A 23,952-nucleotide genomic window follows, 5' to 3' on the forward strand; every position below is an offset into this window, starting at 1 on the left:
ATAGTTTATCAGAAGAAAAGAGAAAAGGAAAAGGTGTTCTTGAGATATACAGCTAAACCTTACTTCCCAACAACAAATTTCTCTTTTTTTAAATAATCAAATAAAAAAACAAGAAAATCTTTACATTTAATAGTAATATAGAAAATAGACAAGTTTATCAAAACAGTGGAGGCTTTTTCAGTCATGATGCGTGCACTTCGTTTAAATATAAAGCAAGCTTTTTGTAATCGTGTTTCTTTAATTATTATGTTTAGTGGATTCGTTCTTATTTGTATTTATCATTATTATTATGTCATTCGTTATTTAGGGGACGCTGCAAGCGGACCTATATCAACAGATATAAAATGGATTGGATTTCGTGACAATGAAATGGATGTTTATTTATTATTAATGCCAATTATTGCGAGCCTTCCCTTTAGTACAAGTTACAACTCGGATAAATCTGATGGCTTTAAACAGTTTGTAAGTAAAGGAATTAATTTATTTTCTTATTCAATAACGAAATATATTGTTACATTCTTTTGCGGCGGACTTCTTTATACGCTTCCATTTATCTTATCTTTATTATTTTGCAAATTAACCATTCCAGACGGAGAAACGCCGGCTGGTTCAGGCATCATAAATGTTAATGGGATGTTTGCAAACTTATATGAGGCTTCTCCCATTATTTACATTACTGTATATATTGGAATTAACTTTTTATTTGCAGGTTTAATGGCTCTTTTAGGACTTGCTGCATCTGCATGGTCACAAAAAGATTATATGTCGCTTCTATTTCCATTTGCAGCTACCTCCATCCCTTACGTCCTGCTAAATACCGTCTTCCCTACAATAGGCGGAGCACCAATTCATTTATATGATCCAAAACAACCATTGGATGGAATGTCACCGTACATTTTAACGGTGCAATGTGCTTTCTTTCTTTTCGTTAGCTTACTTATGTATATACGAGGGGTAAAGCGGGATAGAAAAAAATATAGAAGAAGATTGCAAAGAAGAGATCGGTGTAGAAAATCATTTCAAGTATAATAAACCTCTAATTTCCTTACTATCTTGAAAATTAGAGGTTTATTTACTATCCTTTTATGGCGTGCCAGCCAATCCCCATAAAATAACGACCCCTACAAAATAAATCGCTTTAATACCTACAACTAAACATAATGAAATAATTGCATATTTACTTAATTCTCTCCTTGCGCCAATTAAAGTAAAAATAACTGCTAAACTAAACGTTATATAAGATGCTGCTGTATGTATTAAGTTATATGTAATATCTAAATTTTGCGTAAGTCCTATTACCTCCGCTACAAATTGAAGCATGACGATTGTACTAAAAAAAATTGCAAGCTGATTTATTAATTTTCCATTTAGTTGTGCTTGCATCATTGACCTCCCAGAAAACTAAATATTCAATTAATTTTACCATAAAACTGCAGAAGACCAATCTATATCATTCTAAAAAATCGCTTATACACTATCCTTATCTATTTTTATCAAATAAAAGAACGCTTAGTTACCTAAGCGCCCCCTACTTTAAGATGCCTTCTTCAAATCAATTTGAGCAAGTACTGGGTCGTGATCACTTACACGTCCGTGCTCTTTCATAATGTTTGAGTTTAAGTGTACTGGATCTACGATTGTGTGCGGTGCGATGTTGTTTGTTACTAAAATATGATCTAGCACTTGTGCATTTCCTTCATGAATATACGTGTAGCGGTTTTCTTTCGGCACTGTGTTTAACATATTTTTCAAGATTGTTCCTTCTAGTGCTTTTAGTGGTTTAGCAAACTCAAAATCGTTCATATCCCCTAACACAACAACTAGTGCATTCGTGTTCTTTTTCTGAATTCCTTGTACGAAATGATTGACTTCTTGTGCTAATTGAACTCGTTTTTCTTCACTTTTTAATACGAGCGGCTGTACTTTTCCAAATGGTGTTGCATCTCCTATTTTTGAGTTTAAGTGATTTGCAACAACAACTAAATTTTGTCCTTGGAACGTAAATTCTGCCGCAAGCGGTTTACGTGTACTTTCAAACAATGGATTTTCGTCTCCGATACGGACAACGTTTTTATCAAGCAACTTCGGTACTGTTGCTAATTTCACGCGTGATGGGTTATAGAAGAAACCGACGCGAATATTCGCTCCTGGTGCTCCCCCGTCTAAATTATTATTCGGAGCAATTTCTACATACTCATACTTTGGCCCGCGAATTTCTAGCACTGCATCAATGATACGTTTTGCGCTTAACGAAGCATCTGTTGTACCGTCATTAACCGTTCCGTTATTATCTTGCATTTCCTCTACACCGATAATATCCGGCATTTTTAAATTGTATTTAATAGAATACGCTAACGCTTTTACTTTTTCATCTGTTGTTTCTTTTTTATTCGCCGAGAAGTTTTCAATATTATATGTAGCAACCGTTAACTTATCAAGACGCGGCTGAATATTTGCTCCTATTTGCTTAAATCCACCGTCTACTACAGATGGTAATTCCGTTATTGGCGCAATGCGGAACGCACCGTAATCATATCCGACTACTCCTGTTATATCTCCAGTGAAAGTATCTCCTACTTTTGCTACATAATCACGAGGTACTTTTACAGAAAGACGCTCTGGGTTTAATTGATTTTCATCTAATACAGGTGTGCCATATTTCGTTACGACTTTATTTCCGCCATTTTTCACTGTTACATATAAATTCCCGTTTTTCTGAGGTGCAATAATTTTTGGCGTTGGCATCGTAACGCGCATACCTTCTATACTTTCATAAAAATCGATTGCATCTTCATTTGGATCAAATAAACCAAATGCATCATTATCGATAATTTGATCAGGAATTTTCACACCGTTTTCTCCAAGTACAATCGGTGCTGGTAAAACTTGATCTTTTGCGATTACAGCAACGCGGCTCGCTTTAATTTCCGTCGTCGTTAAGTCTGTGTCAAACCTTTCTGCATATCCAGGTCCAACATATTCTTCTACTACTCCATCAACTTGAATAAGATCTCCTACTGCTACATTCGCATCCTTTTTGTACACATACATACCTTCTGAAGTAGCTGGATCATTATCTGGCTGATTATCTTCTATATAAAAACCATTTTTATCAAGCGCTGTTACAACGCCTTCCACATTGTATACTTTCTTCCCGTTGTAAGGAGAAATATGTGATTTTCCTTGAATATCATGAATACGAACTGGTTCATTGTTTACGATAACAAATGAAAATGTTGAAATTGCTGAAGAAGTAAGCCCTTCTTTCTCTGCAATTGCTTTAATCACACTATTTTCATTCACTACAATTTGTCCGTTATAACGAACACTTTTATTTGTAGGGTTAGAGCCATCTAACGTATAGTAGATTGTTGCTCCTTCTGTATTCGTTGTTAACGTTACTGCTGTTCCTTTCGCAATTTCTCCGCCACTAGGCGACGCTACTACATCGCTAACACGGTTTTGTCCTTCTCCTTGAAACTTATGAGCTGTTACTGATTTTAAACCTGGGCTACTAAAATATAATTCAAGCGTCCCTGTTAAACTAACTTTCTTCCCAATATTTTCAGGATGATCTTTCACGTTTACTGCCGCTCTCACATCGCCTTTTGGCAACTGAACAGGCATGATTTTGTCTGGATTCGTTTCATTTGGCGAATCAGCAATTGCTACGTTTGTATCATCAAACTTAGCCGGATCTTTCGTGTATTTCGAAGGACTTTGCGTATATCCGACAATATATCCTTCCACTATCCCCTTCGTTTTCCCTTGCTGCTTAAATACTTGAATTGCTTTTTCTACTGACATAGAAGTCGTTTCTTCTGCTTGTACTAAAGTTCCAGTAAATGAAAGCAATAGTATGAATGATAAAAAGACACTTAACAATTTCTTCACAGCCATTTCCCTCTCCCTATTTCATATTTTCTCAGCATGTCTATCATATCAAATGATTCGTTATATAGAATGATATTTCGACAAGTTTTACAAAAAATTTATTTAATTTACAAGCTTTCAAACTATAATACAAAATAATAATTTTACACCTTATACGAATGCGTTTTATAATATGAAAGAGAAAAAACAGAAATATCGAAATTTAATTGGCATGTAAAATGGATTCATTTGAATAGGAGTGATTGGATGGAAGTACAGACAGAAACATACCGCGCAGCTATGAATGGAACATTAGAACGTCATTTTTCAGATATGATTGCTGTTATACCGACTAGAATTACAATTGAGAAGTTAAAACAACGGCTAGAAACTATCGCTACTAAAGTTGATGAGTTAAAAATTGTTTATAGTGATGAGACAAGCCTTATTGTTGAGTTACACATCGATGAAAAAGTCATACCGTATGAACTGCATATTGATGAGGCGAATGACCCAGAAGAATATAAACTGTACAATAGACAAGATTCTACAATCGTAGATCGTAATTTTGAAGATGCGGCTTTCGGTACTGAAATTTTCACCCGTACGCTATTTGTAGGCGATGTGCTGGACTGCTTTTTCCAGCAGTTACAGTTTTTATGGAACCTTGCGCCAGATTTGTTATTTTTAATTGATTCAAGTGCAGCAATGAAGGTAATATCTAGAAGCTATATTGAATATCACGTTGAAAATGAATTATTACCTGACATTCCTGACTTGTACGTTATTCATTCCGTTTATGAAGACGATAAAGAAGGCGAGCCTACGCAATATTGGTTTCATACACACGGCCTTTTAAGAGCGGGCGTAACAGAAATAGAATTAATTATTCCAAATCGCATTCCTTCCTACTATGGCATTGGTGACCTCTTTCAAACATTTGCGAATAATGCCGTTGAAAATGGACAAGTCCCTATGAATGAGCCTATCGTTATCGCACATAGTCAGCAAGGTTCTATACATACAGTAGCTGTGCCGTGGGAAAAAGGTTTATCTTATATTGGGCATAAAACGAGTATAGATCAATTATCTTCAATTGAGGATGAAGAAGTGAAGCTACAACCAATAGATGCACAAAACACATTCTTAGGCGGGATGGATGACCGAGATGAATACCATCAATCGCCATCTGTTCTCTTGTTCAAATTTGATACTTCAGAAGAATGTATCGAAAGCTTTTTCAAAGAACACGAGGAAGCTACAGGGCTCATGTTCTATAAAACAAATAGTGAAACGGCTCGTATGGCTTACAATGCAAAAAATACTTTCGGGTATTTCAGCAACATTTTTCAAATTGAACAATCAAATGAGGAGTTTCGTTTTCTCGCTAAGTTTGGCGTTTCCTATGAAGAGGGTAAAAGCGAGCATATGTGGTTTGAAATGCAACATATTACAGAAGACTTTATTCAAGGAATACTCATTAATGAACCATATTTTATAGAAGATATGAGTGAAGGAAATAGTTATCATTTAGATTTTGATGACTTAACAGAATGGGTTATTTATGCAGGAGATGCCGTTATAAAGCCAAATAACTTATATATGTTTATTGGTGAATAAGTAACAAAACGCCTTCAATATGATTGAAGGCGTTTTGTTACTTATTGTGCGATTAATTCCGTATTCATTACTTTCTCCAAATGAGAGAGTACACGTTTTGCAGCCCTCTCACCTTGATCAATACAGTCCGGCAGACCAGAACCAGCGTAAGAACTACCTGCCAAGTATATACCCGGCAACTCTTTCTCCATAAATGTTGTGAGTTTCTTCATTCGCTCATTATGACCTACTGTATATTGGGGCATCGCTTCTTTCCAGCGGCTTACGACTGTAAACTCTGGGTCCTCTGTAATATCCATCGTCTTTCGTAAGTCTTCTAGTACAAGCTGAACGAGTTCCTCTTCTGTTTGTTCTACAACCGCTTCATCACCAGGTCGTCCAACGTAACATCGAAGAAGCGTTTTTCCTTCTGGCGTTGTATGTGGCCACTTTTTATGTGTCCACGTACATGCTGTAATTGTGTAATCGCTATTTCTAGATACGACAAATCCTGTACCATCAATATCGCGCTGAATAGCTGATTTCGGAAAAGCCATTGCCACATTCGCAACTGATGTGGATGGAATGTTGCGGAAGAAACGAAATTGCTTGTACTGCGCAAACATAGATGGCAATACTTTATGTGAGCTTGCCACTACGACCGCGTCTGCTTCTATTTCTTTTCCGTTACTAAGAGTAATCGCATAGCCATCACCCTGTTTTGCAACTTTTTCAATGCGAGTTCCCTTTATTATCGTACCTTCATGCATCTTTGATTCGAGAGATTCTACGATAGATTCTAAACCGGTTTTCACTGTTTGGAAGATTCCCTTTTTCGGTTCAGCTTTCTCTTCTTTCGGAGCGAGCGTACGCATACCGAGTGAAATACTACGATGTTTCTGCTCAATTTGATACATTTGCGGGAATGTTGACATTAAGCTCATTTCATCAATATCCCCTGCATAAATACCAGATAGTAATGGTTCTATTAAATTTTCAACCACTTCATTTCCGAGGCGATGTCTGAAAAAGTGCCCGAGTGATTGGTCAGATACTGGCTTTGATCTTGGCATTAATAGATCAAAACCAGCTCTTAGTTTACCAATTGGGGAGAACAGCCCGGAAAATAGAAACGGCGTAATTTGCGTTGGAATTCCCATCATTGATCCGCTCGGCATTTTATGTAACCGATTGTTTACGAGGATAAATGATTGACCGGCCTGGTTATTTACAAGCTCATCGCCAAGACCTAATTCTTTCACTAATCTAGCTGCACTTTCTTTTCGTGCTAAGAAAGAATCCGGTCCGCGCTCAATTGTAAATCCATCTTTTCGAACGGTTTGAATTTTTCCGCCAAGTTTACCCGATGCTTCTATCAGTAATGTATCAATCGGCAAGTTTTTTTCATGAATATTTTTTTGTAAGTTATACATTGCTGTTAATCCAGTGATGCCTCCGCCGATGATCACAACTTTTTTCCTCAAGCAGGCTCCCCCTTTCTTCTTACAGTACAGATTCTTTTTTCTTTACTACAACATCTGTTAAGCAGTCAATAAATGCATCCGATGCGTTTGGCATTTCTGGACGATAATATTTCGCGCCAATTTCATCTGTTACAACTTTACACTCAAAGTCGTTGTCATATAAAACTTCTAAATGTTCCGCAACAAATCCAACTGGTGCATATACGAATGAAGTATAACCGTGCTTTTCATTTAGTTCTCTCGTTAAATCTTGTACATCTGGACCAATCCAAGGATCTGGTGTGTTTCCTGCACTTTGCCAACCTACTGCATAGTTTGCTACTTCAGCGCCTCTTGCAATATAGTCCGCTGTTTCATTTAATTGATCTGGATAGGGATCGCCCATTGCGATAATTTTTTCTGGTAAGCTATGAGCTGATACGATTAATACTGCTTTTTCACGTTCTGCGTCTGACATACCGTTATATATACCTTTCACTGCATCAACCCAATACTGGATAAATTTCGGTTCTTTATACCAGCTATCGATGCCATGAATTGTTAAGTTTCCAAGTTTCTCAGCTTCTTCTTGTGCTCGTCCAACGTATGATTTTACGCTAAACGTAGAATAGTGCGGCGCAAGAACAAGTGCGATTGCATCTTGTATACCGTCGTTATGCATATCTTTCACCGCATCTTCAATGAACGGTTCAATATGTTTTAAGCCAAGATACATATGGTACTCGACTTCATCTTGTACTTCATTTAAACGCTTCTCTAACTTCTTAGCTTGCTCTAATGTAATAGTAGCTAAAGGAGAAATACCACCAATTGCACGGTAACGCTCTGTTAAATCTTCTAGCATTTCAGGACTTGGCTTTCTTCCTCTGCGAATATGTGTATAGTAACGTTCAATATCTTCTTCTTTATATGGCGTTCCGTATGCCATTACAAGCAAACCAATTTTCTTTTTCATACAGCAATTCTCCTTTACTTCGCTAACTGCCCTTTAGAGTATTCATGAATAAATGTAGTTAAACGTTTTAATGTATCTGGATTTACTTCTGGGAATACACCGTGACCTAAGTTAAAGATATAACCCGGCTGTTTCATCCCTTGATCTAAAATACCTTTTACATGTTCTTCAATAACAGACCATGGCGCAAGTAAGAACGAAGGATCCATATTACCTTGTACCGCCTTGTGAACGCCGCGTGCACGTGCTTCTTCAATTGGTAAACGCCAGTCTAAACCGACTACATCAAGCGGTAAGTCGTGCCATTCATTTACTAAGTGTGCAGCTCCTACGCCGTGCATAATCATCGGTACACCCATCGTGCGAACTTCTGCAAAAATACGCTCCATTGCCGGTTTAATAAATACGCGGTAATCTGCTACGTTTACTGTTCCAACCCAAGAATCGAAAATTTGAACTGCTTTTGCCCCTGCGTTAATTTGCGCTTTTAAATATGTAATAACCATATCTGCTAGCTTATCCATTAAAGCGAACCAAGCTTTCGGCTCTGCATACATGAACGCTTTCGTATTATGGTAGTTACGAGATGGACCGCCTTCAATCATATAGCTCGCTAACGTAAATGGAGCTCCTGAAAAACCGATTAACGGTACGTCTAGCATTTCAGTCGTTAATAAACGAATTGTATCTAATATGTACGGTACGTCATCTTCTGGATTGATTTCCCCTAGTTTTTCTACGTCTTGTAAAGAACGGATTGGATTATCAATAACTGGGCCAATACCTGATTTAATTTCTACATCCACACCAATTGCAGGTAGTGGTGACATAATATCTTTATAAAGAATTGCTGCGTCTACGTTATACTGATCAACTGGCAGTTTTGTAACGTAAGCACATAACTCTGGATTATGTGTAATTTCAAATAAAGAATACTTTTCTTTTATCTTTCTATATTCCGGCTGCGAACGACCTGCTTGACGCATATACCATGCTGGTACATAATCAGTACGTTCCCCCCTACATGCTTTTAAAAATGTCTCATTTATAGTTCTTACCAAGACCCTAGCTCCCTTCCTTACCACAATGCTTCGAATACGTTCGATATTTATCTTTTTTTACTATACAGCTTGTAAAAACAAAATGCATAATATTATGTACGTTGTTCATTAAATTGACACAAACATTCTTAAAAACGCTTACTATTTTCACAACATTCTTATTATAACACAGAGAAAAACTATGGTTTAGCTACTTTTGACTTTTCTCCTTCGCGATTCGTTTGTGTGTTATATGGCACAACGTAAAAACTCGGTTTTGAAAAGATGTTAACGAACTTTTCCTCATATTCCCCGGCACCATTTACAGTACCTACATGCGTATGAATTCCATTTTCCACTCTATAAATACGATACATAATTCTTTCATCTGGAAGTGGTGTCCAGCTTAATTTCGCTTTAAATAAACCGAAAGGGCTAAATGCTAATTTCATTTTCACATCTTCAATCTTGCGCAGCCGAATTGGAGCACCGATTGTTTCCACACCTTCTGGTTTCCTAAACTGCTCTTTCTGTTCTACATTTGCTTTCGTTAAAATTTTCTTAAATAATTTTGTTGCTGACGCACTTTCTCCTTGCAACTGATGCTCTTTATCTATGCGGTCATAACCAATCCAAACAGCGCCTACTAAATTTGGCGTATAGCCAACGAACCACATATCCCTCGCCCCATTATCGTCATTTGGTAAGGAAGTTGTACCTGTTTTCCCAGCTAACGCTCCGTTATATACACCGGCTTTCGCTGTCCCTTCCTTTACAACTCCTTCTAACATTTTTGTCATATACCATGCCGTTTGTTTCGAGAAAATTTTCGTTTCTACTTTTGGTGATTCTCCAATGACTGCGCCGTGTCTATTTAACACTTTATCAATAACGTGCGGCTCAATAATATCACCATTTGCTAAAAACGCACGATACATTTTCACAAGATCAAATGTTGAAACACCATTTTTCAATCCGCCAAGCGCTGTGCTTAAACCAGCATCGGCAATGTGAACATTCCCTTTCTCTAAATATTGCTTTCCTTCTTCTACCCCCAACTCGTTTAATAAAGAAACTGCTGGTACATTTGCTGACTCTAAAATCGCATCGTACATCGTTATTTCTTTCGAATATTCACGGTTATAGTTCCGAGGCTCATAACCTTCAAAAGAATGTCTTTCATTCGTCAATAAAGAATACGGATTATACTTTTTCGTTTCGAGTGCTGGCGCATAGACGATAAGTGGTTTTAGCACAGAACCGGGCTGTCTTTTTGCAAAAACGCGATTAAATCCTCTCGGGACGTACTTTCTTCCGCCAATCGCAGCTTTAATGCCGCCCGTACGATTATCCATTAATAAAAAAGCACCTTGCGCCCCCTCTTCTTTCCCAGGGAAATTCCTTGCATCTTGAAACTGGTTATACGCTACCTTTTGAATTTTTTCATCCATCGGTACGACAAACGTATATCCTCCGCGAAGCACTTCTTGATGAGACAATCCGTATAAACGAGCTGCTTCATCTATAACCATATCAATATACGGCATATATGCGAGTTCATTCTCATCTAAGTTTTTATATAGTGCAATTGTCTTTCCTTGATAACGTACGCTTTCTTCGGCAGTCAAATAGCCTTGTTTATGCATAAGTGACAATACTAAATCACGGCGTTCCTTACTCTTCTCTGGAGAAAAATAAGGTGAATATCCGTTTGGCGACTTCGGAAGACCTGCAAGCATTGCTCCTTCTTCTACTGTTAAATCTTCTACATTTTTATTAAAATATAACTTTGCTGCTGCTTGAATACCGTAAGCTCCATGTCCAAAATAAATATGATTCATATACATTTCAAGAATTTGTTGCTTCGTATATTTTTGCTCTAATTGAAGGGAAATTGCGACTTCCTTCAACTTACGCGTAAATGTTTTTTCACGAGTTAAAAAAACGTTTTTAGCAAGTTGCTGCGTAATCGTGCTACCGCCTTCGACCTTCCCTCCAGCTAACGTGTCTTTATAAAGAGCACGAAATATAGACGGGTAATCAATTCCTTGATGCTCATAAAAACGAGAATCTTCCACCGCAACGAACGCCTGCTGCACATATTTCGGAATTTGCTCGATTGGTACGAGGTCTCTATTTTCTACGTATAATTTCGTAATTTCTTTCCCTTTCTGGTCAACGATACGTGATGAAGAGTGGAAAACGAGCTGCTTTTCATCCATCATATAGCCACCAGCTAACACAATTAGTTTATAAAGGACAATCGCTAATAGTAGCGTTGCTAACCCACCTAATAAAGTCCACTTTACTTTCTTCATACATCGGCCTTCTTTCCAAATGATGGTACATTTATTATTTGAAAAAGAAGTATCTTTATGTATATAATCTTCGAAGTTTTTTAAGAGAGTTGATATAATAGAAACAAATAAGTAAGGGGGCATTAAAATGAAGGCTATTATTTCATACGAAACACCTCTAGAACAAGCACATTTCACTGCAAAAAATGATGAAAAAAATATGTTTTATAAAGAAAATACAGAAGAATCTGTAGAAGGATCTCTTAAGTATGATGTACTAGACGCTGTTGGAGAATTTAAAGGACAACCTGGCTATATCGTTTGTAACAACATTTCTGTAACAGACGAAGGTCGCCCAGTATTTGAAAACCGTTTTAAAAACCGCGCAGGCCTTATTGAAAACGAACCAGGATTCCAAGCAATCCGCGTTCTACGCCCATTAAGTAACGATACATATGTCATCTTAACGATGTGGGAAACAGAGCAAAACTTTAAAGACTGGACAGAATCACGTTCATTCGAAAATGCTCATAAAAAACGCCCCGCACAAGCAGAAGGACAAGCACCGGCGCATCCACATGCAGAACAGCAAAAGAGTATTTTCTCTCGTCCGTCTTTCGTGACTACTTTTGATGTGTTAGTTTAGGGTTTTTGTATCGTGGTTTCTCCAAGGATACGGTACATGAAATTATATCGGCGATTTTTCGAATATATCGGCGCAACTCGAAATATATCAGCGATTTTTAAAATATATCGGCGCAACTCAAATTATATCAGCGATTTTTGAGATATATCGACTTATCGACAAATCACGACACAAAAAGGAAACACCGTTACACACCGGTGTTTCCTTTTTCTTTGTACCAATTATATATACGAAGCGCATCTTCTTTTTGTATATGTTTCACTTTATAACGATGCCCCGCTACTGACACGTTAGCTGTACATAGCTCGTCTTTCTTTTGGAAATACGACTGACTGTATCCGACTGCTTGCACATGCCTTCTTCGCATGATTCCTGTATATTTCGCGAGTCCTCGGTATACCATGACTAACTGATTGTCCCGTATCATATAACCACTACTTGTATACCGCGCGTATGCAAGTAACGTAAATATAATACATAATGGTATGAGAGTGAATAACGCGATATTTTGTTTTAAATATATACTCGCACCTATGATTGGCACAGCGAGTACGGCACTTGTAATCCAGCCCATGATGACATAACGACGTAATGCTGCTTTCGGTAAATGAACGATTTCCGCTTCCATTTCATACGGCAACTGTAAATATGCGAGTAACTGCTGCACATCTTTTTTCTTCATAAAAGGATGTAACATCACTTCATTTCCTGCCGCTTCTATACTTTGAATGACTTCTACTTCGACAGAGCAATATCCGAAAGGCTGGCGGAGAATGCCTTCTTTCACCGTAATCGCTTGAATACGGTGTAATTTTAAAACAAACTCTTTCTTATCAAATAAACCTTGCACGATGCGAACTTCATTTCCGTTTCGCTCAATTTTAAAGTTCGCATATTTTAATGCATAACCTGCTGTTGAAATGACCCACGACACTGCCATTAAAATCGCCGCCATAACGATTAATTCATATACACCGTTATCCATCACATACGTTTCTACTTTATTGATAAGCCATTCTGGTAGAAATTGATTAAACTCTGTGTAAAGGATGACTAACATAGAAAACACTAATCCGAATCTACCAGATGTAATAGATGCTGCTAAAATCTCTTTCGTTGTTAACTGATATACCGTCTTACTTCCTTCTTCCGCAGGCCCTTCTTCACTCACAACACTTCTTTCTTTATGTAATAAAGCAATGAGTTCCTTCGCTTCTGCTTCTCTAATACCCGCCAACATCACTTCTGGCTCAGTACCGCCGCCTGCCGCTTCAATATTTAATTTCGTCAGTCCAAGTATTTGATAGATGATGTTAGAAGACGTACTAATATTTTGCACACGTTCTTTATTTAAGTAACTTTCTTTTTTTACAAAGACGCCATGTTTAATATGTAAAATATTATTTTCAACCCAGTACACTTTGAAATACCATTTTATAGCTGAGAAAATAGCCATAATGAATAATAGAGCCAAAAGAACAAGATGTAAGAAATACCACGGTTCTACTTGATCATCTGATCGAAATAAAACAAGAAAAATAAAAGGCAACAAAGTCGCAACTCGAATACCTAATAAAATCGTGATCGGATGTTGCCTCTTATACATCCTCATCACTCACTTTCGCAAGTTCTCCAATTTGTCTTTTCAACTGCTCTGCTTCTTCTTTCGTTAAACCTGGAATACTATGAGAAGTTGCTGCTGTTGAAATATGTAATTCTGCTAAATTGTACTTTCTCATAATCGGGCCCTGTTCAATCGTTACGTGCTGCACACGAATCATCGGAATAAGCACGCGTTTTACAACGAACATTCCCTTTTGAATCTCAATCTCTTCTTCATTTAATCTGTAACTATAATAGCGCTGACGTAAATTTGGAAATACAAAATAATCGAGCGGAATAAATAGAATAGCTCCTGTGACTAACAAGCCAAACAACCAACCCCACCAATTAAAATTGATCATAAAAAAGAAATATGCAATTACGACTGCTAGTATAACTGCCGCCCCAATTAAAGCATGAATTCGCCACACTTTCAGCATATTAGAATGAATCTCCCTTTCTAACGGCTGCATCTCATCACTCCAATTATATGAATGTATTACTTATATATTAGTTGGTATATACATTTTTGTAAAATTATAGTTTTTTACATCGTATCGAGAACTTCTTTAAAATTCCCTTCATTAATGGAATACACTTGAAACTGAATGTAATCTATCTCATTCGTATCTGGCTTAGCAAATGGCAAAATGTTAAATCTAGAAGCCGATCTTCCTAACATATCTACAATCATAAGAGAAACGTCAATATATTCGAAGTCTACACAGAATACGACTGCTTCTCCCGTACATTCATACTCTTTAATCGCATCGTAAGACTTATTGGCACTAATTAACATTACTTTTAATAGTTGGTTCAAATTTTCTGATTTAAAATTAATCATATACGCGGCTCCTTTTTCAACAAAACACTACAAAAATAGTGTAATCTTATACTTTCATAGCTTCACACATCAATTATATTAAAAATAAAGCTAGTTTTTTATAAATTTTTTGATATAATTACTTACGGGAAAAGGGAAGAATTTTGTCTTCCCTTGTGTTTTTATTTGCATCTAGTACTTTTGCTAGATGCTTTTTTTACGCTAAAAAGGTATCCTCAAACACTTTGAGGATACCTTTCCATTAATTTAGTGCACTTCAACAATCGTACCATCTTCAAATACTTTAAATACGCCAGTAAATCCTGATCCAGCTGCGCCTTCTATTTTATATGTCGTACGCACTCTAATTTGATAATATTTCTTTCCATTCTCTACTTGCGTATTTTCTAGCGTATAATCATAGTCTTCTTTATATTCATTTTTAATATATTCTTTCGCTTTCTCAAAAGTAAATGCATCTTGAGTCTTTCCTGTTTCTACCTTTTGGTTCTTCTCTGTCGTTACCTTCTGGTTCTTTTCTGTTTCTACTTTTTGAGGCTTCTCTGCTGTTACCTTTTGGTTCTTTTCTGCTTCTACCTTTTGAGGCTTCTCTGTCGTTACCTTTTGGTTCTTTTCTGTTTCTACTTTTTGAGGCTTCTCTGTTGTTACCTTTTGATTCGTTGCTACATTAGTTTTTTCTGCCTTCGCTACCGTTGCATTCTTTTCTGCTTCACCAATTTTAGTAATTAATCCTGAAGCCTTTTTATTATATTCTTCAAGATTTTTGTTATCTTTTGTTTCTGAAACTAGCTTATTTAATATATCTTTCGCTTCTGCGTAATTTTTCTTATTTATTAACTCTTCACTTTTCACTAGTTGCTCGCTATACTTCTTTTTTTGTTCGACGATAGCTAATAATGCTGTTCGTTCTTCCTTCGCTTGTTTTACTAACGTACTATTTCCATCCTTCATGTTCTCTACTTTTTCAAATGACTTGATTGATTCTTCTACCTTTGTTTCTTCTTTTAACTTCACAGCTTCAATCATTGCTTTTGTTTGTTCTACAAGCACCTTTGCATCTGAATCATCTTTCTTCTCATCTAGTGCTTTTTCAAATGATGATAAGGCATTTTTATACTCTTTATTCGTTAACGCGGTCTTTCCTTCATCCATTACTTTGTCAAAATTCCCATTACTACATCCAGCTAACATTAAAAATGTAAGTCCAATTACCATTAATAACTTTTTCATTTTTTCTCCTCCTATATATCCCCTAAAACAATAGCTTTATATGTATAAAAGTCTGTGTAGTAATTAGACTGAGCGTAAATATGTACTTTATGTGCGGGAAAGGAAGTACATTTCATTTACTATCATTACTTAAAACTCCTAAATAGTTGGTTTTCTTCTTTTAAAGACAGAAAGGAATTTTAATAATGTGCGCAAAGTTCTCACCAAGCTCTTTACTACACACACTCTTATACACATAGAAAAACTTTTTGAACTTCATATATCTTCTGACGATTTGATACACACTCCGATTTGTAACATACTAAAAAACAAAAAGAAAACAAACTGCAATATAAGTTACGGTTTGTAACTATTTTGTAACAAAAATGTAACACACTGTTTTTAAACATACAATAGTTTTTTTACATTATTTTCCCCACCTTCTATATTTTAAAGCGTTAATCCGGTTCTAATCCTTAATGTAATACGTATTTTCATAACAATCGCGCTAAAAAAAGAATTTACATTTTTGATTAAATTGAAGGATATACCCCCTTAAAAAGAAAAAATACGCTATTCTTTCCTATGAGCCTATAGGAAGAAAGAATAACGTATTTTTCAAAAATGAGTTCTTTTATACAAACGCTTTAGTTCTATATCACAATTAAAAGGGCAATCAACGCTAATATAGCTGGAAGTCCTTGTTTTACAATAATTGATTTATTAGATGTGAAACCGCCGAACAGAGCTGCTACTACCACACACATTACAAAGAATAATTGAACCATATAACCAATTGAATTGAGACCAAGTATAAGTCCCCAAATGAGACCAACGGCTAAAAATCCATTATATAAACCTTGGTTTGCAAACATAATGGCTACGTTTCGATCTCCTTCTAAATGCTCGGGTAATTGAAAAGCACGTTTTGCCACTTTTGAATTCATAAAAAACATTTCGAGGATCATGATAAATAAATGTTCTAATGCTACGATCCCGACTAAAATAGCTGCGATTATTTCCATAGTATTGTGCCCCCTCTATCTTTGCTTTAATCTTATAGCTTATATAAAAATCCGACATCGTCTGAATAACACGTTTTCGAAAATTCTTCCTTCTTACTTATTAAAATATTAATTGATACATCAATATTTGATGCATCAATTAATATACAACTCCTCTTTTAGTTTTGCAAGTTTTTTTGCTCTATTCGTTTTATTTTGTTCCGTCAACTTTAAATCAATTCAAAACCCCTGTTCACTCTCTAGAAACTATGGTGTTTTTCAATAACTACAAAAAAAATCAGCTAAATCATCAAATTAATAATTAGTTGTCTCCAAAGACGAAAATTTTATTTCTTTTTTATTTGATAAGGCGGCGTTCATTCTTTCATCATGGCATAAAAAAATGTTATTACTCTTGTTAAATTGAGTAATAACATTTTTATTTAAAGCTATTTAACAAATTTGCTTCCAACTAGCATCCTTCACATCTTCACTAGTCGGCTTTCTAACCAATTCAATACATCGCTTTTCACAGGCACCAAACACAATGAAATTTTCCTGCGCTTGTCTTAACAAAACTTCATTTGCCCCGCCTTCATAGTCAGGCTCTTTAAATTGAACAGAATCATCTTCCCAAAAACATATGTTACAAATTTCATATGTACCTGGTGGTTCTTCTTCTAATGTTTTATATCCGCAGCATGGACAAGTGTATTTCATATAATCACCTTATTTTCCTTCATATGTAGTCCTACTTACTAAAAATGTAATAGAGCAAATTATAGTTAATCCCATAAAGTACATCATTTTAATAATACGAGTATTTTCATATGTTGTAGGAACCCCGTCAGATATAACTTCATAGCAAAAAACAATACTTATGGCTAAAAGAATATATAAAATTAAGGATGGGATAAAATGTAGCTTTATAGGTAAAATAACGCACCTAAACAATATCTCTCCAAGAAGACATCCAACTAAAACAACAGGGACTCCAACTATTAAAGTAGCGACCAACATTTGGGCCATAGTAATAAAAAGATTCGTAAAAATAGAAAATAGCTCTCCTTCAAAAATCCCCTTCTCATCGTATATTTGAATTATCGTCATTGAAATAAATAAGCTTAATAAAGAATGGGAATACGGAATTAAAAATTTCCCCAATCCTGCTCACCTCACTTTTTTGGCGTCACATATATTATTCATTATTTCCTATCATTTTTACATAGAAAAATAACTCGCCTTCCGCAAAAGACGAGCTATTCCATTTAATTCTCACTTATTCTCTTCTTATACCAATCCTGCATTCTCTCCGCATCTTCTACTCTCGTATGCTCTAATTTATAACTCGATGATGCGCTCGAAAACTTATACGTACATAAATCCGCGCGGCGCTGGAAATAGGATTGCGTCTTTTCCATTGATTGGACGTGTCTTCTTCTAACAAGTCCTGTATATTTTCCAACACTACGATATACAAGCGTAATTTGCTCTCCATTTACACTGTAACCATTTGTTTTAAATGTTGCGTATCCAAGTATAAAGATGAGGATCGCAAGCGGAATGAGTGCCCACATAATGAAGTGCTTTTCAGAGTATATACTTATTCCAATAAGCGGGATAGCTATCATTGCGAAAAAGACAAAGCTATCAATGAGATAGCGGCGTAATGCTGCTTTTGGTAATGAAATCATATTTGTATTCAGTTCGTATGGTAATTGTAAATGTGCGAGTAACTGTTGTACTCGGTCTTTTCGAATGATTGGATGGAGTGTAACTTTTTCTTTTTCGTCACCCGTTCCCTTACTTTGAATCACTTCTACTTGCACAGCACAATAGCCGAATGGCTGACGTAAAATACTTTCTTTTATCGTAATACCTTGAATACGATGTAACTTTAGGACAAGTTCTTTTTTCTCAAGTAATCCTTGTGAAATGCGGACTTCGTCATTTCTTCGATTTACTGTGAAATCTCCATGTTTTAGCGCATAACCGATTGTCGATATAATCCATGAAAGGACGATCAAAATGGCTATCATGAAAATCAAGCCATATATATCGTGGTCCATTACATACGACTTTACGCCATTCTCTATCCATTTCGGAATGTATTCCTCTACTTGGTGATACACGAAAAAGATTAACGAGAATAATAGTCCAAACTGCCCCGATGTAACAGAGGCTAGTAAAATTTCTTTCCAAGTCAATTTATATTCTGTCGTTTGTTTTTCTTCTGTAACGATTTCTTTTTCTATTGCATGTTCCGCTTTTTCGTCTAGCGTTCCTTCTGCTTTCATTTCTGGAGTTGGCTCATTTAGCAAAGCAATAAGCTCAGTTGCCTCTTCTACTGTAATACCGGCTAAACTAACCTCCGCATCATCGCCCCCACCAGCTGTTTCGATTTGGATTTTCTTTAAGCCAAGCATTTGATATAACACGTTAGAACTTGTATTAATCGTTTGAACACGTTCTTTATTTAAGTAGCTCTCCTTCTTCACAAAGAGGCCTTGTTTTACATGTAATACGTTATTTTCAACCCAGTATGTTGTGTAATACCATTTTTCAAACGCTGAAAAAACGGTGAGTAAACCGAATGCAGCGGGAATTAAATACCAAAACGGGAATTTTCCATTTAAGCTAAACATGAAAATAAAGAGTGGTATAAAATCTGTTATTTTTAATTCCAGTAACATCGTGATTGGATGCTGCCTCTTATACATCCTCATCACTCACTTTCGCTAATTCTGCGATTTTCGTTTTCAACATTTCCGCTTCATACATCGTTAAGCCTGGAATGCTGTGAGAAGTTGCTGCTGTTGAAATGTGTAATTCTGCTAAACCGTATTTTCTCATAATCGGTCCTTGTTCAATCGTCACATGCTGTACACGAATCATCGGTACTAATACGCGCTTTACGACGAAAAGACCGTGTTGAATTTCAAGTTCTTCTTCATTTAGTTGGTAGCTGTAATAACGCTGACGTAGTTTTGGGAATAAAAAGTACGAAAATGGTGCGAACACAACTGTTAGCCCAATCATCACATACAAAATCCACGCCCACCAATCAAACTTTATCATGAGGAAAAGGTAAGCTAAAATGACAAGAATACCGATTCCTTCTTCAATTACAGCCCGAACTTTCCACACCTTGACCATGTCAGGGTGAATTTCATTTTTCAATGGATCCATGTAACCACTCCAAATCTAGTAATCTAATATATGAATAGTCTCAATCTATATTTTACATAACCTTACAGAAAATTGAAATTCAATCTTCTTTCTTCTCAGGAATAAAATATCCGAACCAAAGTAGCCAAATGAAACCGATTAACTTCATCCAATTTCCATCCGCTTGAAAAGCTTCTATCATGCCTGGAATTTTATACACCCCAATAAATCCAAGAAAACCGAGCCACCAGTTTTTTTGCATTTTCATCTTTACTCCTCCTTCATGACGTTTTTCACATTTCGAATCCAAATTTCCTTATACTTTAACTGAAATCCCATGAGTATGTAATTGCTCATATTATCAATTACAAGCGCTAGCGTATGAGCGTTTTCTTCCGTTGCATCTTGTGACACAATGCCCAGTCTCGCGCCTTTCTTCAATAATTCGTGGAAACCATTTAAAAACTCTTCTTGTATTTCAAATAAGCGTTTCTGATACTTTTCATTTCGCGCCGCAGTTACGATAAATTCATTTATGACGCGCAGTATTCCTTCTTGTCCTTCATACTCAGAGAGCATATGTAAACCATCTGCGATTAACTTTTCTGCAAAGTTTTCTTTCGTATATTGCTCTTTATCGAAATAACTCACGAAATGATACCCAGAGAAAATTTCTTCAAATAAAAAATCGACTAACGCTTCTTTAGAAGAAAAATGATAATAAATGGCCGGTTTTGAAATACCTACCTCTTTCGCAATCATGGAAAGGCTCATCTTCTCAATGCCGTGCTCTGCCATAAGTTTAAATGAAGCCTCTACAATGTTTTGCGATGTTTGTAAATTCTTTGTCATACTGTACCTCACTTATTTTTACTTACCGGTCGGTAAGTAAATTATAAAATGAAACGAAATGATTTTCAAGTTAGTTAGCGCTCCAGGAGGAATTTATTGGTAAATGGAGAAGAATATAAAACAAAAGCAATATATAACAATAAGGAGGATATCATATGGGACTTGGTGGTAAAGGCGGTAGTGGTGGTAATGGCGGCGGTGAAGCTGGACAAGCTGGCAAAAGTGGATTTTCATTACTCATTGTACTTTTTGTCGTATTGATTATAGTTGGAGTTAGCTATATTGGGCTTGGCTTCTAAGAAAAGGCGTCCTACATTACACATGTAGGACGCCTTGTTTTTAATCCTTATTCAACAATCGCATACGATAACAATTCATCGTTACTTCTCCAAGTCTTTGCAGTAATTGATAGTTTGCATATGCGCCGACCGGGGCACCGATTATTGGTACGAGCTGAAGCATTTTCGCTAAATCGATATAGTCTCGGTACTCTGTTTGGAACTTTTCCCAGTCCATATGATTTTCTTCTTCTGTATCCCACGTTTCGATTGCTTTCCATATTTCTTTTCGGTGTTCATCACTTGAAAAGGCAAGTTGGAAAACGTGAAGGATAAAAAGGCGCTCTTCTTTATCGCTCGTATCAAATCCGTACAATGTTGCTGCATCGAATAAAAATTTAATTTTAATGCCGAGCAACAGCGGAAAGTCAGCAAGGCCAAGGAGAATACCTCCTGCTCCCGTCCCCGCTCCTTCTGCCGCTGCTATTTTTTTATACTCATCCATTTTTTTACGTACTTCATCATCTCGTCTTTGCAACGACCAGTTCGTCTCTTTTAATTTCGGCTTTATAAAGTTTGATCCGGCACTAATTGTTTGCACCATCATCCGAATCGTTTCTGTTAATACTTTTTGCACTTTCGCCGGAATAAGCTGCTGTACTTTCGTCTGCACTTTCTTTGAGAACCGTGTCATCATAGAAGAATCTTTCATGAATGTAGCTTTCCACTGCTCCAGTTCTTTTATAACCTTTTCTTCATATGTAATCATAAGTTCATTCCCTTCAATTTAAACGCTCAATACGTTTTGCCCCATATTGATAAACGAAACCGATACTAAATACTATGCTTACGACTAGTAAAATTCCTGTCATCATGAAATCTTTCGTAGCAAGTGCAAATATGATTGTAAATACAACGCTGCCAATAATGAGAATTGCATTTAATAAAGTAAGAAAATCTTTCTTCTTCTCTTCTCCGCCTACTGGGTACAAATCAAGCCAAATTTTCATGCGGTGATGTTTCCATAAAGTTAATAGCTGATAACCGATTAAGTATAGGAAGATAAGGCTTACGATAAATCGTCCATATAAAAACGGAATGAAGTAAAGAATAACTCCGCCAAGAGCGAGCAGGCGCACATATAAGCCAAAATAATTACCAGATCTTAAGAACGTTCTCGTATATAAGTATAAATAGGTACGCTTTTCACCGATCATCGAAAGAATGAAATCAAGCCATTTTCTACGTGCTACTCTCTCTTTTAATGCTGGTACATCAACGAACATGTTCGCGATGCGGTACAGCAGCATCATCTTCTTACCTTCTTCAGAAATTAAATACTCCCAGTTTAACGGCTTTCCCTTCACCATTTGATGCAGAATAGCGAGGTATAACACCATCAGAAGGATGATTCCGGCAATAAACATAACGGAAGTACGTTCCACAAGGAAATAAACAAATAAGGCGTTTAAAATAAATCGAATGAACCAATCGGCTCTTTGTATATTTTGATCTGTTAAAAATGACTTTTCCCATGCTACGAATAAATTCCACGCTTTTACAATGATAAACGCGATTACAATCCATATGTAACCAGCTCCTGTTTGTTTCATTTGCTGGAAGTATAACGGAGCAAGCGCTGCTGCTACGATTGCAATTATGTATAACTGAATCATAAACGTAAAAAGAAATGCCTTTGTGAAGTATGGTTTTAACTTTTCTTCAACTGGCAGTAAGTAAACGAGATCCGCTTCTTTTAACAACGTTTGAATGGATCCGGCCGTTAATATGAGTCCAAGCAACACTGCCATAACGAGCGCAGTCGGAAACGAAGGTGTTAACGTTTGTAACCATTGCTGGTAATAATACGCTCCTGCGCCGATGATGAATACGAAAATAAATTTTAAATGATCATTAAATACGTATTTACTATATGTACGAACTTCTTGTAAAAAGTAACGAAATCGTTCTTTCCATAACGCTGTGCTATTCATAATCTTCTTCCTTCGTTAATGCAATATAAATATCATCTAACGTTGCACCTGGCATATGAAACTGTGATTGCAGCTCAGATAATGTTCCCTTCGCTCTCACTTCGCCTTGATGCAAAATAATGAACGAATCACAATAACGCTCTGCCGTCGCTAAAATATGTGTACTCATTAAAATACCTGCACCACTCTTTTTCATTTGGTCCATCATTTGAAGGAGTGATTGGATTGCTAACGGATCAAGCCCAACGAACGGTTCGTCCACAATGTAAAGAGATGGCTCTACTAAAAACGCACTCATAATCATTACTTTTTGTTTCATCCCTTTTGAGAAATGAGACGGAAACCATTTCAAACGATTTTTCATACGGAATTCTTGTAATAATTGTCCTACACGTTCTTCATATTGTTTTTCATCAACACCGTAAGCCATCGCTGTTAACTTCAAATGTTCTTCTAGCGTTAGCTCATCATATAATACTGGTGTTTCTGGGATGAACGAAAAACTAGAACGGTACGCTGTCATATCATCACGAATTGTTTTCCCATTAATCGTGACAGTTCCTTTTTTCGGTTCCATTAAACCGATAATATGTTTAATCGTCGTACTTTTACCTGCTCCATTTAAACCGATTAAGCCGACAAGTTCACCTTTATTCACAGAGAACGAAACATCTTTTAATACAGGTCGTTTCGTATATCCTCCTGTAACATTTTCTACACGCAATAACTCGCTCATACGACACCACTTTCTTCATTTATATTCGTTCTATATTCATCTTACCAAAAATTACGCTGTACTACATAGTATCGATGCGTTCAAAAAAAATTTAAATTTGTTCGCATATATTATTACGAAAGCGGACATCATAATTATTGAAGAAGGAACACATTGAAAAAGCGACCACCTATTGATGAGTACAACAACATAGTGAAGTCATCATGAAATGGGGTGTCCATGTTGGACAAAGGAATTTACACATAACCAGATTATTTGTTTTATTTTCGAAACGGGGTGTCTCCGAAAGAGCATATACTGTTTTAAAAAGTAAACAATTTCATTTAAAAAGATTGCAATTCATTTCACTTGAAAATGGGGTGTCTACGGCA

General features: G+C 36.4%; 24 protein-coding genes. 4 read left to right on the forward strand and 20 right to left on the reverse strand.

Translation table 11 applies throughout. From position 1 onward, the window contains the following. The first annotated feature begins 183 nt into the window (after positions 1-183). The gene (locus tag QCI47_RS22525; RefSeq protein WP_000984154.1) at positions 184-1,029 is read left to right on the forward strand and encodes a membrane protein; all 846 of its coding nucleotides are present in this window, start codon (positions 184-186) and stop codon (positions 1,027-1,029) included. Positions 1,030-1,083: 54 nt separating this feature from the next. Here the strand turns inward: QCI47_RS22525 and QCI47_RS22530 are convergent, their stop codons facing one another. Then, on the reverse strand, positions 1,084-1,383 hold the full coding sequence (locus QCI47_RS22530) for a hypothetical protein (protein ID WP_001148847.1): 300 nt from the start codon (positions 1,381-1,383) through the stop codon (positions 1,084-1,086). Positions 1,384-1,533: 150 nt separating this feature from the next. After that, positions 1,534-3,900, reverse strand: coding sequence for a DUF6359 domain-containing protein (locus QCI47_RS22535; protein ID WP_353811955.1), 2,367 nt, complete (start codon positions 3,898-3,900; stop codon positions 1,534-1,536). A gap of 240 nt (positions 3,901-4,140) precedes the next feature. Between QCI47_RS22535 and QCI47_RS22540 the strand changes: the two genes are divergently transcribed. Beyond that, positions 4,141-5,493, forward strand: coding sequence for a DUF4026 domain-containing protein (locus tag QCI47_RS22540; protein ID WP_061131501.1), 1,353 nt, complete (start codon positions 4,141-4,143; stop codon positions 5,491-5,493). A gap of 41 nt (positions 5,494-5,534) precedes the next feature. Here the strand turns inward: QCI47_RS22540 and hemY are convergent, their stop codons facing one another. The 4 genes from hemY to QCI47_RS22560 all read right to left on the reverse strand — a co-directional run bounded on the left by hemY (position 5,535) and on the right by QCI47_RS22560 (position 11,269). Next, positions 5,535-6,956, reverse strand: coding sequence for a protoporphyrinogen oxidase (gene hemY, locus QCI47_RS22545; RefSeq protein ID WP_071741543.1), 1,422 nt, complete (start codon positions 6,954-6,956; stop codon positions 5,535-5,537). A gap of 19 nt (positions 6,957-6,975) precedes the next feature. Next, complete coding sequence (gene hemH / locus QCI47_RS22550; protein WP_000726777.1) at positions 6,976-7,911, reverse strand: ferrochelatase; 936 nt, start codon at positions 7,909-7,911, stop codon at positions 6,976-6,978. Between the two features lie 14 nt (positions 7,912-7,925). Beyond that, positions 7,926-8,972 (reverse strand): uroporphyrinogen decarboxylase, encoded by a 1,047-nt coding sequence (gene hemE / locus QCI47_RS22555; RefSeq protein ID WP_000252614.1) that lies wholly within the window; start codon positions 8,970-8,972, stop codon positions 7,926-7,928. 179 nt (positions 8,973-9,151) lie between these two features. Next, a complete protein-coding gene (locus QCI47_RS22560) occupies positions 9,152-11,269 on the reverse strand; it encodes a transglycosylase domain-containing protein (protein WP_071741542.1) in 2,118 nt (705 codons plus the stop codon). A 127-nt stretch (positions 11,270-11,396) separates the two neighbouring features. On the opposite strand from QCI47_RS22560, the gene hmoB reads away from it, so the two are divergent. Further along, positions 11,397-11,894, forward strand: coding sequence for a heme-degrading monooxygenase HmoB (gene hmoB, locus QCI47_RS22565; RefSeq protein WP_000644055.1), 498 nt, complete (start codon positions 11,397-11,399; stop codon positions 11,892-11,894). 187 nt (positions 11,895-12,081) lie between these two features. Here hmoB and QCI47_RS22570 read toward each other — a convergent pair whose 3' ends face one another. From QCI47_RS22570 to QCI47_RS22620, 11 genes are all read right to left on the reverse strand, one after another. Beyond that, entirely contained in the window at positions 12,082-13,500 is a 1,419-nt protein-coding gene (locus QCI47_RS22570; RefSeq protein WP_074543178.1) for a PH domain-containing protein, read from the reverse strand. Further along, positions 13,493-13,969, reverse strand: coding sequence for a PH domain-containing protein (locus QCI47_RS22575; RefSeq protein WP_001182705.1), 477 nt, complete (start codon positions 13,967-13,969; stop codon positions 13,493-13,495). The genes QCI47_RS22570 and QCI47_RS22575 overlap by 8 nt, the downstream gene beginning before the upstream one ends. A 74-nt stretch (positions 13,970-14,043) precedes the next feature. Then, positions 14,044-14,340 (reverse strand): hypothetical protein, encoded by a 297-nt coding sequence (locus QCI47_RS22580; RefSeq protein WP_000606841.1) that lies wholly within the window; start codon positions 14,338-14,340, stop codon positions 14,044-14,046. Positions 14,341-14,586: 246 nt separating this feature from the next. Then, on the reverse strand, positions 14,587-15,570 hold the full coding sequence (locus QCI47_RS22585; RefSeq protein ID WP_071741540.1) for a hypothetical protein: 984 nt from the start codon (positions 15,568-15,570) through the stop codon (positions 14,587-14,589). Positions 15,571-16,202: 632 nt separating this feature from the next. Beyond that, complete coding sequence (locus tag QCI47_RS22590) at positions 16,203-16,574, reverse strand: DUF1304 domain-containing protein (protein WP_000402491.1); 372 nt, start codon at positions 16,572-16,574, stop codon at positions 16,203-16,205. Positions 16,575-17,006: 432 nt separating this feature from the next. Further along, complete coding sequence (locus QCI47_RS22595; protein ID WP_309422070.1) at positions 17,007-17,273, reverse strand: CPCC family cysteine-rich protein; 267 nt, start codon at positions 17,271-17,273, stop codon at positions 17,007-17,009. 9 nt (positions 17,274-17,282) lie between these two features. After that, the gene (locus QCI47_RS22600; protein ID WP_074540055.1) at positions 17,283-17,717 is read right to left on the reverse strand and encodes a hypothetical protein; all 435 of its coding nucleotides are present in this window, start codon (positions 17,715-17,717) and stop codon (positions 17,283-17,285) included. Between the two features lie 104 nt (positions 17,718-17,821). Beyond that, positions 17,822-19,273, reverse strand: coding sequence for a PH domain-containing protein (locus QCI47_RS22605; RefSeq protein ID WP_076867627.1), 1,452 nt, complete (start codon positions 19,271-19,273; stop codon positions 17,822-17,824). After that, positions 19,266-19,742, reverse strand: a complete 477-nt coding sequence (locus tag QCI47_RS22610; RefSeq protein ID WP_000371358.1) for a PH domain-containing protein — start codon at positions 19,740-19,742, stop codon at positions 19,266-19,268. The genes QCI47_RS22605 and QCI47_RS22610 overlap by 8 nt, the downstream gene beginning before the upstream one ends. Before the next feature lie 79 nt (positions 19,743-19,821). Continuing rightward, a complete protein-coding gene (locus QCI47_RS22615; RefSeq protein WP_000783813.1) occupies positions 19,822-19,989 on the reverse strand; it encodes a hypothetical protein in 168 nt (55 codons plus the stop codon). A gap of 2 nt (positions 19,990-19,991) precedes the next feature. Further along, a complete protein-coding gene (locus tag QCI47_RS22620; RefSeq protein WP_309422067.1) occupies positions 19,992-20,573 on the reverse strand; it encodes a TetR/AcrR family transcriptional regulator in 582 nt (193 codons plus the stop codon). A gap of 155 nt (positions 20,574-20,728) precedes the next feature. On the opposite strand from QCI47_RS22620, the gene QCI47_RS22625 reads away from it, so the two are divergent. After that, positions 20,729-20,872: a YjcZ family sporulation protein gene (locus QCI47_RS22625; RefSeq protein WP_000522746.1), complete on the forward strand. Its 144-nt coding sequence runs from the start codon at positions 20,729-20,731 to the stop codon at positions 20,870-20,872. A 40-nt stretch (positions 20,873-20,912) separates the two neighbouring features. On the opposite strand, the gene ecsC is transcribed toward QCI47_RS22625, so the two are convergent. The 3 genes from ecsC to ecsA are packed head-to-tail and all read right to left on the reverse strand — an operon-like array spanning position 20,913 to position 23,581. Next, complete coding sequence (gene ecsC / locus QCI47_RS22630) at positions 20,913-21,620, reverse strand: ecs operon protein EcsC (RefSeq protein WP_000634130.1); 708 nt, start codon at positions 21,618-21,620, stop codon at positions 20,913-20,915. Positions 21,621-21,633: 13 nt separating this feature from the next. After that, positions 21,634-22,845, reverse strand: coding sequence for an ABC transporter permease EcsB (gene ecsB, locus QCI47_RS22635; protein ID WP_086707461.1), 1,212 nt, complete (start codon positions 22,843-22,845; stop codon positions 21,634-21,636). Next, a complete protein-coding gene (gene ecsA, locus QCI47_RS22640; protein WP_001292602.1) occupies positions 22,838-23,581 on the reverse strand; it encodes an ABC transporter ATP-binding protein EcsA in 744 nt (247 codons plus the stop codon). Before ecsA ends, ecsB begins: the two co-directional genes overlap by 8 nt. Positions 23,582-23,952: the final 371 nt, after the last annotated feature.

The sequence above is a fragment of the Bacillus cereus group sp. RP29 genome (genome assembly GCF_040459765.1).
In the GTDB taxonomy this organism is placed as follows: Bacteria; Bacillota; Bacilli; order Bacillales; family Bacillaceae_G; genus Bacillus_A; species Bacillus_A paranthracis.